Below are 13,417 nucleotides of genomic sequence, written 5' to 3'. Positions count from 1 at the left end.
CCCCATGGCAACGATGAAGTTGCGCGCCGGACGCGCACGATATTTCCGGCTGATCGCCCTTGCGGGCGCGACCGCTCTGGCGCTCAGCGCATGCTCGGGCGCGGAGGCACCGGCTCCCGCATCAGTGCCGACGGACACTGCGGCTGTCAACGGTGAGCTCAACATCCTGGTGTCGAGTGCCGCTGGCTCAGACGCCGGATTCAAGGCCGTCAACGACGCCTTCGCCGAGGAGTTCCCCAACGTCACGGTCAACTTCACGGCAGTGCCCAACGAGAACTACAACCAGGCTCGCACCTCGCGGCTGACCGCAGGCAGCATCGACGTGGGACTGGCCAACCCCAGGGAACTACCGAGCTACGTGCCTGAGTCCAACATGGGCGACGATGCCCGACTCGCCGATGCCGGGGGGTTCGTGGACCTCACCGACCAAGCCTTCATGGAGAAGTTCACCCCGTCCGTGCTGGAGCAAACTCGGTACAAGGGCAAGAACTACACGGTGCCGACGGGCCTCTCCTACTACACGGGCCTCACCTACAACAAGGAGATCTTCGCGGAGAACGGCCTGACTCCGCCCACGACGTGGGACGAGTTCATCACCCTGTGTGAGACCCTCAAGACAAATGGCATCACGCCCATCTCGATCGGCGGCAAGGACACCGCCGGCATCATCATGCTCAGCGTCGTGCAGAGTACCTACCCCACGGCCCAGGCCAAGCAGGATCTGGCCCAGGGTTTGTACGAGCACACGATCGCGCTCAACGACGACGAGCAGCTCGAGGTGCTGCAGAAGGTGGAAAAGGTCTACTCGTACGGCCAGCCCAACTTCGCGGGCTCCAACTACTCCCAGATGACCTCCGAGTTCCTCAATGGCCAGGCAGCGATGATCTCCGACGGGACGTGGAACGTCGGCTCGCTGCGCGAGGCAGGGGGAGTTGATTTCGGCTACTTCCCGCTGCCCGCCAGCGACACCGCGGCCGACAACGCGTCCCTGGGCGGAAAGGCGGAGCTGAGCCTCGCAGTGCCGAGCAACGCCAAGAACAAGCCGGCCGCCATGGCGTGGATGGCGTTCTTCGCCGACAACTACGAGTTGTTCAACGACGAGGCAGGGTTCGCGCCCTCGCAGCCGGGCGTCGCGAGTGACGAGTTCTACACCGGCATCGAGCAATACACCGAGACCTTCGAACCGGCGTGGGACACCATCTGGATCGCCAACACCAGTGCCGGCCAGGCAGCCGCCCTTCCGTTCAACTGGCAGGGCATCCAGCCGATGGGAGCCGGTGACGCGCAGGCGGCTGCCGACGCCGCGCAGCGGGACTGGGACGCCGCCAAGTAGATAGAGCCGTCCGCTGAGACGCAAGGCTGGGCCCTGCCGAGCCGCGCGTCAACCACGTCCCTCGGTGGGGGCCCTCGGGCCGGGCCCCCCCCCCCACCCACCCGAGAGGGGAAGGCGGGAACAGTAGCAACTACATCGTCTTCGGCCGGCGCTTGACCGCCCAGATCAGTTTCGCCATCGGAATGAGCCTGATTGTCCTGTTCTCGCTCGTCCCGGCGGTTCTGATCCTAGTCATCTCGTTCACGGACATCCGGTCGCTGCCCTATCTGCCGACACGCTTCGTCGGCGTGGAGAACTACCTGACGTTCTTCTCTTCGGCCCAGATTGGCTACAACCTGTCGGCGCTGAAGAACACCTTCGTTTTCGCCTTTGCAGTCACTTTCTTCCAGAACGTGATCGCTCTGTTCATCGCGGTCCTGCTCAACCAGCGCCTCGTGGGGCGCAACTTCGCCCGCGCCGTCGTGTTCCTGCCCACCATCCTGGGTGTCACCGTCATCGGCCTGATCTTCTCGCTGATCTTCAACCCGTCGGCCGGGCCGGCCGCCGAGCTGTGGGCAGCGTTTGGGCAGTCCAGCGCATTTTTTGGGGACCCGAACCTCGCGATGGCGCTCGTGATCTTCGTGCAGGTGTGGAGTGGAATCGGCGTCGCCGTCGTCATCTATCTCGCCGGCCTGCAGGCCATCCCGCCGGAGTTGTACGAGGTGGCCGACATTGACGGAGCGACCAACTGGCAGAAGCTTCGCAATGTGACCATCCCCTTGCTGGCCCCGTCCGTGACGGCCAACACTCTGCTGTGCATCATTGGTGCGCTCCAGAGCTACCAGCTCATCTACGTGCTGACCGGGCCGATCAACCCGGCAACCCAGGTGCTCAGCCTCGCCATCTTCACCCAAGGCTTCGGGGGAGCCCAAGGCGGTACCGTTCAGTCGCAGGGCTACGCGGCCGCCATCTCGATCGTCCAGTTCGTCATCGTGGCGATCATCTCGCTGGCCACGCTGGCGTACCTGCGCTCCAAGGAGACGGCGCTGTGACCACACCCCTCCCCGTCGCGGCCCCGCCACGACCCATCGCCGCTCGCGAAGACACCCCCGTCGGGCGCCATCGACTGACGCCGCTCACCCTCGTCGGCTACGCGCTGATGCTCATCGTGATCATCGTGTACGCCTACCCGCTGTTGTTCCTGATCAACACGGCCCTCAAGAGCAACGCCGAGTTCTTGGTGAACCCCACCGGCCTGGTACGAGCCCCAGAGTTCGGCAACTTCGTCGCCGCATGGGAGCAGGGCAACTTCGCCAACTACGTGCTGAACTCGGTGTTGTACACCTTCGTTGCCGCATCCTTGGGCACCGTCATGTCCCTCATGATCGGGTTCCCTGTCGCTCGCGGATACGTCAAGCATCCCCGGCTGTGGCAGGGCGTCTTCGCCGCCATGCTCTTCCTGCCCAACACCCTGGTCACGGTCTTCCAGATGGCGCTGCGCCTGAACTTGTACGACACGGCGCTCGGCTACATCTTGATCATGGCCTCGGGTGTCGGCGTCGGACCCCTCCTTGTCACGGGCTACCTCAGCTCAATCCCCCGGGAGATCGACGAGGCCGCCGCGATGGACGGCGCGGGGTATCTGCGCTACCTCTTCACGTTCCTGCCCAAGCTGATGGCGCCCGTGCTGTCAACCATCTTCATCCTGCAGGCGATCGGCGTGTGGAACGACATCATCTTGGCCACCATCCTCTTCACCGACCAGGAGAAGTGGCCCGTGACGCTCGGTCTATTCGCTTTCAAGGGCACCTACACGAGCCAATGGAGCCTGCTCTCGGCGGCGACGCTCATCGTCGCGGCGCCCTTGCTCATCGTCTACCTGTTCCTGCAGCGCTACCTCGTGGCCAGTGTCGTTGGCGGCGCCGTCAAGGGCTGATCGATCGACCCACTTCTTACGCCCCTTCAAACCCCCAGCCAGACCACGAAAGAGGACCGCATGAGCCATACAGACTTCCCCTACACGATGACGCGGCGGGGGGTCGTGATGACGCCCGACCGCAGCGACCCGCACGAGCTGGAGGGCGTCCTCAACCCGGCGGCGGCGCGGGCGCCAGATGGGCGCCTCGTGCTCTTCCCGCGCGTGGTCGCGGCTGGCAACCGGTCGCGCATCGCCGTCGCCGATGTGGTGGTGACCGACGGTGTCCCCACCGGGGTGGAGCGGCGCGGCATCGTGCTGAGCCCCGACCGCGGGTGGGAGCGCGGCTCCGACCACGGGGGCGTCGAGGATCCGCGCATCACGTGGATCGAGGCGTTGGGGCTGTACGTGATGACCTACGTCGCATACGGTCCGTTGGGCCCCCGCGCGGCCCTCGCCACCTCAAGTGACCTGGCAACGTGGACGCGCCTGGGGCCGGTCCAGTTCCGGTATGAGGACCACCTCGACACCGACCTCAACCTGTTCCCGAACAAGGATCTGGTCTGGTTCCCCGAGCCCATCCCTGGCCCCGAAGGTGAGCTCTGTTTCGGGTTCATACACCGCCCGATGTGGCGCATCCGTGGCCAAGAGGTGTCGCTGCCGGCCGGCGTCACCGATGATCGGGCAGCCATTTGGCTCTCCTACGTCCGGGTTTCGGACGCGCTGGCTGACCCGGCCGCGCTGCTGCGTCCCTTCGGTCATCGGGAGATCGCTCGCTCTGAGACGGCCTGGGAGGCGCTCAAGATAGGCGGTGGGCCGCCTCCGGTGCGCGTTCCCGAAGGCTGGCTCCTGATTTACCACGGTGTCTCCGGCACCATCATCGAGGACGATTTCGCGCCGCAGAAGGACGTCCACTACGCCGCCGGGGCGATGATCCTGGACGCGGCCGACCCCAGCCGGGTCGTGGCCCGCACCGCCCATCCGCTGCTCACCCCCGAGACAGAGCGTGAACGTGTCGGCATCGTTGGCAACGTCGTGTTTCCCACCGCGATCGTCGAGGTCGACGGACGCCTGTTCACCTTCTACGGCATGGCTGACGAGGCGATCGGCGTCGCCTCGCTCGACCGAGCCACCCCCTGACGCGGTCACCCTCCCCTGCGGTCTTCGCGCGCCGATCCCCGACCCCGAAAGGCACGTCATGCTCATCGATCACCCCGTCCGGCGTCGCACCCTGCTCGCCGGCGTCGTCACCGCACCGCTGGCGCTCTCCGCTGCCACCGCCGTCGCCGCACCTGCTCCGGCCCCGGCCTCCACCCCGGGCGCCGCGCCGGCGCCCCCCCTCACCAACCTGGGGCACCTGGACGAGTTGACCACCGCCGTCCGCCTGACGCCTTCGGCGGCCCACACGACCTACCGGCTGTCCGAGGAACCGGAGGTGGGCCAGTTGTGGGTCTATGCGGACGTTCGCCCCGACGGCAGCTACCAGCCAGTGGGCGGTGGCGCCTACGACGCAGCCACGGACACGTGGGGACAGGGGGCGTACGACGTCGATGACATCGCCCGGGCGGCGGTGGTGTACCTGCGGGCCTGGCAGCAGACCGGCTCGGCGCACGCCCGCGAGCAGGCCTACCGACAGCTACGTGGCATGGCGTACTACCAGACCCTCACCGGCCCGTACGCCGGTGAGTTCGTGCTGTGGATGCAGCCGGACGGCACGCTGAACCCGACACCGACCCCGCCGGACAACCCCAATCCGGCCGATCAGGGGGAGTCGTACTGGACCGCGCGCGCCGTGTGGGCCTACGGCGAAGGGTACGCCGCCTTCGCCCAGCACGACCAGGCGTTCGCTGCGTTCCTGCGGGATCGGATGGAACTCACCATCGCAGCCCTCGAGCGCGACGTGCTCGTACGTTACGGCACCTACCACGACCTGCACGGTGTCCAGGTGCCCGCGTGGCTGATCACGCAGGGCGCCGACGCCACGAGCGAGGCCCTGCTCGGACTGGCCGCCTATGTGCAGGCGACCGGGTCGCCCGCGGCCGTGAAGGCAACCCGGCAGTTTGCCCAAGGCCTGGCGGAGTTCCATCGTGGCACCACGACCCAATGGCCGTTCCGCGCCCTCATGCCGTGGGCAGAGTCGCTGGACCTGTGGCACGCCTGGGGTTCGGAGATGGCCCAAGGGCTGGCGGCGGCGTCCATCGCCCTTGGCGACTCCGACCTCATGGGGCCGGCGATCGGCGACACCGCCGGGTTCACCGCTCAACTCCTCACCTCCACGGGGCCCGACAACGGTTGGCTGCCGGTTCCACTGGAGAAGGTGCAGATCGCGTACGGAGCGGACGCCCGCGTGCGGGCTTGCTATGACGTGGGAGTGGCTGCCCGGCGTGACGGCATCCGCCGTCTGGCGGGAATCGCCGCGGGCTGGTTCTTCGGTGCGAACCTGGCTGGCGTGCCTGTTTACGACCCGGCCACCGGGGTCACGTTCGACGGCGTCGAGGCGGACGGACGCATCAACCGCAACTCGGGTGCCGAGTCGACGATCCACGGGCTGCTGACCATGCTCGTGCTGGACGACAACCCTGAATTGGTGGCGCTCGCGAAGGCGTCCGCCCAGATCCAGGTGCGCAACGGTCTGGTGGTCGTCGAGGCTGAAACAGCTGCGCTGCAAGGCCCGGCGACCGTGGAGACGCCGGCGTCCGCGTGGACGGGCGAATCGTCGTGGAGCGGTCAGCAGGTCGTGGCACAGGCCGGTGCCGTGCTGAGGTGGACGCTGCCCGCCTCGCGTGAGCCACGGTTGCTGCAGCCGGTGGTCGAGTTGGTGCCCGGCTCGCATGCGGTGACGAAGTTTGTGAGCAGACGCCGTCCGCTTGGGTGGATCCATCACGGCGCCGTGGGGGCACCCGGTGACGCCGCGGCCCCGACGAGGCTCACCCCTGTCGAGCTCGACGGACGCGTTGCGGGAGGCGAGAGGTCGGTCGAAGCGCTCGTGCGCGGGGGAACAGCTCGGCTGGACGCGCTCCTTGTCATGCCTGAGATCGCGATGCTGGCCTCGCAGAGCGACGGCGTGGGCATGGTGCTGCTCACCTCCAAGAGCCGCCGGGTCGAGGAGAGGCGTCCAGACTTGGCCGGCTCGGGAAAGCTGGTGGCCACCTCATATGACGCGGATGGTCGGTCGCAGGGCTCCGCCCTGATGCGTGGCCGCCGCGTGCGCATCGAACCTGGGGGATTCACCATCGTGACGCGTGGCCTTTGACGGCGGACCTGCGTCAGCCGGTTCAGCGCTGGTGGCGAGGGCGGTGCCCAGCGCGATCCTTGGGGCTACGCGAGGCCGGACCCTGTTGATTTGAGTCCCTGGACCACAGGGGGTTGTCGCATTCGCTCTTGGAAGACGGGCGCATCCTTGCCGACCGGAAATGCGGCGGGGGCGAGCAGTCGGAGGGTTTCGGCGCACCAATCTGGTCAAGTCCTGCGGTAGGCCGAGCTGGCGTCAGTGCCCCCGGTGCACGCGGACTTCGGCGATCACCCGGTCAAACACGTCGCGGGGCAGGGCCGCCGACGTGCGGCGCACGGCGTCCGGATCGAGCCGGACGATCCGGTTGACGCGCGCCTCGCTGGCCCGGCCGCGGGAATCCCAGGGGCCGGTCCCGATGTCCATCCAGTACCGGCCGGCGCGGGCCTCCTGGGCGGCGTCGCGGTCGTGGTCGAGGCTCGTCAGCGGCAGCCCGAGCAGCCAGGAGCGGTCGCGTCCGATGAGCAGCACCGGGCGGTCCTTGCCGCGGGTGGCGTCCTCCTCGAAGGGCACCCACGCCCACACGACCTCACCCGGGTCGGGCCGATTGCCGGCCACGGGGGTGTAGGCCACGGTCGGCATACCCTCGAAGTCCCCGGGGTAGCCGCCACGGGGCTTGGTGGTTCGCGGACGGCGGGCCGACCGGGTGGTCGACACCAGCGCAGCGGACGCCCGCGCGCGGCCCACGACGCGCCGCAAAACGCCGACGGCCCGGGCGAGGCGGCCGCTCACCGGTACCTCGGCAGCGGGCCGTAGTACACGTCGTCGGTGATCGTGGCCACCGGCGGGCCGGGGTGGCGGCGCAGGTGCCAGCGGGCGAAGAACGCCCGCGACGGCGGCAGCCACAGCAGAATCGCGCCCAGCACGGCGAACGCGATGCCCGCGCTGGCCAGCGGATTGATGATGAGCGCGGCGCAGCTGAGCGCCACGGCGATGAGGCCGGCGATCCGAGCCCACCGGTACCCCCACCACGCATGGTGCGCGGCGATGATTCCGGCGGCCCCGATCACCAGGGCCACCACGAATTCACCGCTGACCATGGCCACGCGGATCAGTGAGCCCGGCTCGGTGGGCGTCACCCGGTGCAGCCACGCCGCCTCGGCGAACGTGTCGATGCTCTGCCAGAACGCCCACAGCAAGCCGGCGAACACCACGGCGACGCCCAGGTACAGCAACGCCGCCGCCCCGTAGATCGACCACGGCCGACGCGGCTCGCCCGTCCGCGGGTCGGTGGTGGCGTCCTTCGAGGCGGCGACGGTGCCGATGGCCGGCTCGGCCACGGACGCCGCAGGTGCGGCGTCCGTGCGTTCGGTCGGCACAGGATGCGTCATGGCTCCGTCCTGGTTCGGGGACGCCCAGTCTAGGCCCGTCCCCGAACCAACGGGATCACCAGGTGTCCACCAAGTACTGCTGGAGCGCATGGCCGGTGGTGCGCACCAAAGTGCGCACCGCCGTGGTCGACAGCGGCCGCATCTGCAGCAGGTTGCGGCTCGCGAAGAGCCCCAGCGTGGCAGCCGCCGCGAGCTGACCCCGCAGCACGGCGTCCTCGTGTCCGAAGTGCTCGGCGATGGGGGCGTACAGCTCCCGTGCCGTGAACTCCTGGACCGCCCGGAAGCGGGTGACCTGTTGCTCTCCCTGGGAGATGAGCCAGAGATAGCCGTCGTTGACCTCCGGGGCGTCACACGCCGAGATGAACGACCTGGCGGCCCGCTGGCCGACCTCGGCCACCTCCCCGCCGAGGATGTGGCGGTGCACCTCGGCGAGGTCCACCTCCGTCGGCAGGAGCGCCTCGACGAACAAGGCGGCCTTGGAGTCGTAGTAGTGATGGACAAGAGCCGGGTCGACGTCCGCAGCGCGGGCGATCGCCCGAAGGCTCACGCGGTCATAGCCCTCGGCACTGAAGAGTGCCTTGGCGGCGTCCCGGATGGTGCCCCGTGTGTCGTCGTTGCCCGGACGACGGCCCCGAGGGCGCGCAGCCGTGTTCATGTAGATCCTCCCCCCAGTTCGACCGTGCGAGGGGGGGTGGACCCCCCGGGTCCGCTCGAACTGCAATCATTTACAAGGAATCGTTGAGTGACGATTCCGATTCAGTCTTGTGATGATAAGCGTCGGCGTCAACTCCAAAGCGCCTGTTTCGCGCCCCGACAAGGCCTGACGTCCCCCGGTAGGTGACCAGGAACACGCCTTCTGCACACCTTCTCGGGGCGGTCTGGTGAAGTCATCGCGGGCGTCACGCCTAGACCCGCCGCAGTTGCGCGTCGAATCGGCGACCGGAAGGCGTTGTGAAGAGTTACCAACGCGCTGGGGGGCTTTCGCCCGCGATCAGGACTTCATCGTTCCGTCGGCCAGGAACCGGACGTGCCAGCTCAGCGCCTCCCCCAGGTTGTGGGGTGTGTGCTGCCCGTTCGCCGTCTTCTGGGCCCGCTCGAAGTAGTCCAGCAGCGCCGGACGGTAGTCGGGGTGGGCGCAGTTCTCGATGATGAGCTTCGCGCGCTTGCGCGGCGCCAGCGTGCGCAGGTCCGCCAGCCCCTGCTCGGTGATCAGCACCTGCACGTCGTGCTCGGTGTGGTCGTGGTGGCTGACCATGGGCACGATCGCGGAGATGGCCCCGCCCTTGGCCACCGACGGCGTCACGAACGCGGAGATGTAGGCGTTGCGGGTGAAGTCGGCCGAACCGCCGATACCGTTCTGCAGCCGGCTGCCCATGATGTGGGTGGAGTTCACGTTGCCGTAGATGTCGGCCTCGATCATGCCGTTGCAGGCGAGCACGCCGAGGCGCCGGATCATCTCGGGGTGGTTCGAGAGCTCCTGGGGCCGCAGGATGATGTTCTTGCGATATTTCTTCGCCTCGTCGTTCATCCGCTCGGCGTACTCCGGCGACAGGGAGAACGCGGTGGCGGACGCCACGGTGAGCTTGCCCGAATCGATGAGATCGACCATGCCGTCCTGGATGACCTCGGTGTACGAGGTGAGGTCGCTGAACGGCCCGGCCTGCAGGCCCGCGAGCACCGCGTTGGCGACGTTGCCGACACCGGACTGCAGTGGCAGCAGGTTCTTCGGCAGCCGGTCGTGCTTCACCTCGTTGGCCAGGAAGTCGAGGTAGTGCTGGGCGATCGCCTCGGAGATGGCGTCGGCCGGCTTGAAGGGGGAGTTGCGGTCCGGCAGATCGGTCTCGACGACGGCGACGACCTTCGAGGCGTCGATGCGGTACGTGGTCTGACCCACCCGGTCGCCGGGGGCGAGGATGTCGACCTCGCGGCGATCCGGGGGCAGCGCGAAGCCGTAGTAGAGGTCGTGCATGCCGAGCAGGTCGAGGCTCTGCCAGCTGTTCACCTCGAGGATGATCTTGCTGGCCTTCTCCAGGTAGATGACGTTGTTGCCCACCGACGAGCTGGGAATGCCCTCACCGTCGGCGTTGATGCCCGCCACCTCGATCACCGCGACATCCAGCGGCGCGAGCACCTCGGCGCGGACGAGCGGCCCGGAGTGGGACAGGTGGATGTCGTTGTAGTCGGAGAGACCGGCGTTGATCTTACTGCGCATCACCGGGTCGGACTGGTAGGGCATCCGATAGCTGATGCCGTCGACCTCGGCCAGGGTGGCGTCCAGCTCGGGAGCGGTCGACGCGCCCGTCCAGCACCCGATCTGGAAGTCCTTGCCCTCCTCGTGGGCGGCGCGGATCCGCGTGGCGAGCGCACCCGGGATCAGCTTGGGGTAGCCAGCTCCGGTGAAGCCGGAGAACCCGACGTTGTCCCCGTGTTCGATGAAGGTTGCCGCCTCGTCGGCCGACATCACCTTGGAACGGAACTTTTCGTGCTGGATCCGGGACATGCAACCACTTCCTCTTGTCGATCACGACCACCCTAGCCCGAACGACCCGGCCCCACGGCCGCCCGGAGCAACGTGGCCCAAGTCAGTGGAAGCCGCCCGGTGCAGGGCCGGCAGGCTGGTGTCGGAGGGGCTGTTTACCATGGAGAGTGGCGTCCGCGGAGGCAGGGGCGCGTGACGGAAACGGGGTGGGTGAGGTGAGCGGTGCGGCAACCGAGCGGCGGGCCGGACGCCGGCGCGCGGGCGGGGGCCGGACGTCTTGGTTGGCCGTCGGAGGCGTCCTGGCCGGCGTGGTGCTGGTGGCGTTGCTGCTGCAGGCGTTCGTGCGCGTGCACGTCGTGGCCTCCGACGCGATGGCGTCCACCTTGACGCGCGACGAGCGCGTGCTGTCCTCGTCCTGGGCGTTGGGGCCGGACGGCCCGTCGCGCGGCGACGTCGTCGTACTGGGCCACGGCACCACCTGGGAGGACGCGGAGCTGTCCCCGGCGGCGGGGGGTGGGCAGCTCTGGACGATCACGCGGGTCGTCGGGCTGCCCGGGGACGCCGTGGTGTGTTGTGACGCCGAGGGGCGGATCACCGTCGACGGGGAGCCGCGGGTCGAACCGGCCACGGTGGACGACGCGCCGTTCACCCCCGGCGTCCTCGACTGCGCCACCTGGCCGCGATCGGAGCGCTGCTTCCCGCCCGTGACCGTGCCCGCGGGGCGGCTGCTCGTGCTGGGGGACCACCGCGGCGTGGCTCCCGACTCGATGGTGCTGTGCCGGGGCACCGCGCCGGCGTCCGACTGTGCCCGCTTCGTCCCCGCCGAGCGCGTGGCCGGACGCGTGGTGGCGAAACTCTGGCCGCCCGGCCCGGTGGGCTGACCCACGGCGAGACGCCGGGGCCAGCCGCGTCACGCGGACGTCAGGCGAGCGCGATCCGCTGCCGAAGTTGATGCATCTCACCGGGCCGCAGGGTGATCGCACCGTCGCGGCAGTTGGCGGCCTCGATGCAGAGCATGCCGGTCCATTCGTCATCGCCGAAGTCGGGCATCGCCTTGGCCTTGTCGACCCAGGGGTTCCACACCACGGTGTTCGCCGAGCCGCTCTTCGCGATGACGAGCGTGCGGCCGAGCACCGGGTCGTGCACGACGACCTCACCCTCGCTCGTGTACACCCGGTCGGTCTCACCGGTGATGGTGATGTCACCGGACTGGGTCTGCGTCTCACCGGTGACCTTGTCGAAGTACGTCGCACCGTCGAGGCCGGAGACGGTGACCTCGCGCACGTCGCCGACGGCCAGGTAGGTGTGGAGAGCGTTCTCGAAGGTGATGACGTTCTCGCCGGTGTTGTTGATCTCGAGCGTGATGCCGAGGTATTCGGGGGTGAACTTGGCGCGCAGGTAGGCGCGGTAGCGGTGCGGCAGGCCGTCCTGGCGTCCGGTCATCGCCTGGTCGAGCTCGTACTCGACGAGGAGGCGTCCGTCACGCTCGAGGGTGTCCTTCGTGTCCTGCAGGTGCCATGTGGCGGTGCGGACGAACCCGTGCGCCGGGTCGCCCTCCTCACCGGGCCCGAACCACGGGAAGATCACGGGAACGCCGCCGCGGATCGGCTGGTCGTCGGAGAAGGCGGAGTGCGCGCTGAGCCACAGCACGGGCGCCTGCCCGTCGGGTTGGTACGACCAGATGTGCGCCCCGTGCTCGAACACGCCGTAGTGCCCCGAACCGTGCTTGGCCTCGACGCCGCGCATCGGGTTCGTGGTGGTCTCGAACGCCATGGTGAAGGATCCTCCTCGGGAGAGTCGTCAGGTGCCCTGAGCCTAGTTCGCGGCCCCCGGCCGTGCAGCCACGGCGCGAAATCGGCGGCCCTCTCGCCCGGTGAAGCCGATCAGTCCGTGACGCCCAGCGGGCGCAACACGAAACCGGTGCGCAATTTGGGGGTGAAGAACGTCGACTTGGGAGGCATCAGCAGCCCCTCGCGGGCGGTGCGCTCGATCTCGACCAGGGAGGTGGGCCGGATGAGGACCGCCCCCGCGACGGCGCCCGAGGAGACCAACCCGGTGACCTCCGCCAAGCCGTGTTGATAGCCGACCTCGGCGCCGGTGCCCTCCACCGCGTGCTCCAGCCAGGCGCCGTCGAGGGCGCGGACGCCGTCGAACGCCCCAGGCCGGGGCGTGAGCCAGCTGGCGCCCTCGGCCGTGAGCAGGACGAGGCGTCCGGTGCGGACCATCTCGGCGAGCGTGGCCGGTGTGGGCTCGGGGGCGGGGGTCAGGTCAAAGCGGCCCGCGAGGGCGTCGCGCAGCGCGTCGGCGCTGAGGCCCGTGTAGACGCGGTGGATCGCCTCGATGCTGAGCTGCTCCTCCACGAGCTCGTTGATGAAGGTGAGGGTCCGTTCGGCCGTGGTGTCGGTGCGGCCGGACGCCGCCCGGACCTCGTCGCGGTGCGTGCGGGCGATGGCATAGCGGTGGTGGCCGTCGGCGATCAGCACGTCGTCGGCGCCGACGATGGAGGCGATCGCGGCAATGCGCTCGGGGTCGGTGACCCGCTCGACACGGTGCGTGACGCCGTCCACCACGAGCGTGCCGACCGGCTCGCCGGGTTCGGCCAGCGCGGCCGTGAGCCCCCGGGCCAGCGACAGGCCCCACACGGGGGAGAGGTTGGCGCCCGTGGCGCGGGTGAGGTCGAGGCGGTCGGTCTTGGCCTTCGGGGTGGTGCGCTCGTGGGGCAGGACGCCGCCGGCGCCGGCGTCCACGACCTCCAGCGCGCCGAGGACGCCGACGATCTCTCGCGATGCTCCGGTCGCGTCGGTGAACCCCATCCGGTAGATCGTGAAGCTCGGCTCGTCGTCGGTGACCAGGACGCCGGCGTCCAGCCACCCCTGCAGGGTCGCCGCGGCCCGCTCGTAGCGGTCCTCGCCACCGCGGGGCACGTCGATGTGGACGACGTTGTGCTCGCTGCGGGCGGCGAGCGCGTCGGTGTCGTCGTCGCTCAGCACGTCGTACGGCGGGGCGATCACCCGGGTCAGGTCGGTGCCGGGGGCGTAGCGGTGGGCGAGGAACGGCTCGAACGCAGGCATGACGCCGATCGTATCGGCGC

General features: G+C 68.8%; 12 protein-coding genes. 6 read left to right on the top strand and 6 right to left on the bottom strand.

Features of this window, described 5'->3' with window-relative positions; genetic code table 11:
- Positions 1-4 precede the first annotated feature (4 nt).
- The 5 genes from PCC79_RS14260 to PCC79_RS14240 all read left to right on the top strand — a co-directional run bounded on the left by PCC79_RS14260 (position 5) and on the right by PCC79_RS14240 (position 6,480).
- Entirely contained in the window at positions 5-1,333 is a 1,329-nt protein-coding gene (locus PCC79_RS14260) for an ABC transporter substrate-binding protein (RefSeq protein ID WP_232549848.1), read from the top strand.
- A 152-nt stretch (positions 1,334-1,485) separates the two neighbouring features.
- Positions 1,486-2,364 (top strand): sugar ABC transporter permease, encoded by an 879-nt coding sequence (locus tag PCC79_RS14255; RefSeq protein ID WP_342372210.1) that lies wholly within the window; start codon positions 1,486-1,488, stop codon positions 2,362-2,364.
- Entirely contained in the window at positions 2,361-3,248 is an 888-nt protein-coding gene (locus PCC79_RS14250; protein WP_232549850.1) for a carbohydrate ABC transporter permease, read from the top strand. The genes PCC79_RS14255 and PCC79_RS14250 overlap by 4 nt, the downstream gene beginning before the upstream one ends.
- A 60-nt stretch (positions 3,249-3,308) precedes the next feature.
- Entirely contained in the window at positions 3,309-4,367 is a 1,059-nt protein-coding gene (locus PCC79_RS14245; protein ID WP_232549851.1) for a glycoside hydrolase family 130 protein, read from the top strand.
- A gap of 58 nt (positions 4,368-4,425) precedes the next feature.
- Positions 4,426-6,480, top strand: coding sequence for a hypothetical protein (locus PCC79_RS14240; RefSeq protein ID WP_232549852.1), 2,055 nt, complete (start codon positions 4,426-4,428; stop codon positions 6,478-6,480).
- A gap of 234 nt (positions 6,481-6,714) precedes the next feature.
- On the opposite strand, the gene PCC79_RS14235 is transcribed toward PCC79_RS14240, so the two are convergent.
- From PCC79_RS14235 to PCC79_RS14220, 4 genes are all read right to left on the bottom strand, one after another.
- Entirely contained in the window at positions 6,715-7,248 is a 534-nt protein-coding gene (locus PCC79_RS14235) for a type II toxin-antitoxin system PemK/MazF family toxin (RefSeq protein WP_342372209.1), read from the bottom strand.
- Positions 7,245-7,847, bottom strand: coding sequence for a hypothetical protein (locus tag PCC79_RS14230; protein WP_232549854.1), 603 nt, complete (start codon positions 7,845-7,847; stop codon positions 7,245-7,247). The genes PCC79_RS14235 and PCC79_RS14230 overlap by 4 nt, the downstream gene beginning before the upstream one ends.
- Positions 7,848-7,902: 55 nt before the next feature.
- Positions 7,903-8,502, bottom strand: a complete 600-nt coding sequence (locus PCC79_RS14225; RefSeq protein ID WP_232549855.1) for a TetR/AcrR family transcriptional regulator — start codon at positions 8,500-8,502, stop codon at positions 7,903-7,905.
- A 336-nt stretch (positions 8,503-8,838) separates the two neighbouring features.
- The gene (locus PCC79_RS14220; RefSeq protein ID WP_232549856.1) at positions 8,839-10,347 is read right to left on the bottom strand and encodes an acetyl-CoA hydrolase/transferase family protein; all 1,509 of its coding nucleotides are present in this window, start codon (positions 10,345-10,347) and stop codon (positions 8,839-8,841) included.
- Positions 10,348-10,541: 194 nt separating this feature from the next.
- Here PCC79_RS14220 and lepB point away from each other — a divergent pair, with 194 nt between their 5' ends.
- Positions 10,542-11,207 (top strand): signal peptidase I, encoded by a 666-nt coding sequence (gene lepB / locus PCC79_RS14215; protein ID WP_342372208.1) that lies wholly within the window; start codon positions 10,542-10,544, stop codon positions 11,205-11,207.
- Positions 11,208-11,247: 40 nt separating this feature from the next.
- On the opposite strand, the gene PCC79_RS14210 is transcribed toward lepB, so the two are convergent.
- Both PCC79_RS14210 and PCC79_RS14205 read right to left on the bottom strand, forming a co-directional pair.
- A complete protein-coding gene (locus PCC79_RS14210) occupies positions 11,248-12,099 on the bottom strand; it encodes a D-hexose-6-phosphate mutarotase (RefSeq protein WP_342372207.1) in 852 nt (283 codons plus the stop codon).
- 110 nt (positions 12,100-12,209) lie between these two features.
- A complete protein-coding gene (locus PCC79_RS14205) occupies positions 12,210-13,397 on the bottom strand; it encodes a DUF1015 domain-containing protein (protein WP_342372206.1) in 1,188 nt (395 codons plus the stop codon).
- Positions 13,398-13,417 lie beyond the last annotated feature (20 nt).

It is taken from the genome of Propioniciclava soli, assembly GCF_038502305.1.
GTDB lineage: Bacteria > Actinomycetota > Actinomycetes > Propionibacteriales > Propionibacteriaceae > Propioniciclava > Propioniciclava soli.
This window is presented reverse-complemented; position numbering and strand designations above follow the sequence as displayed.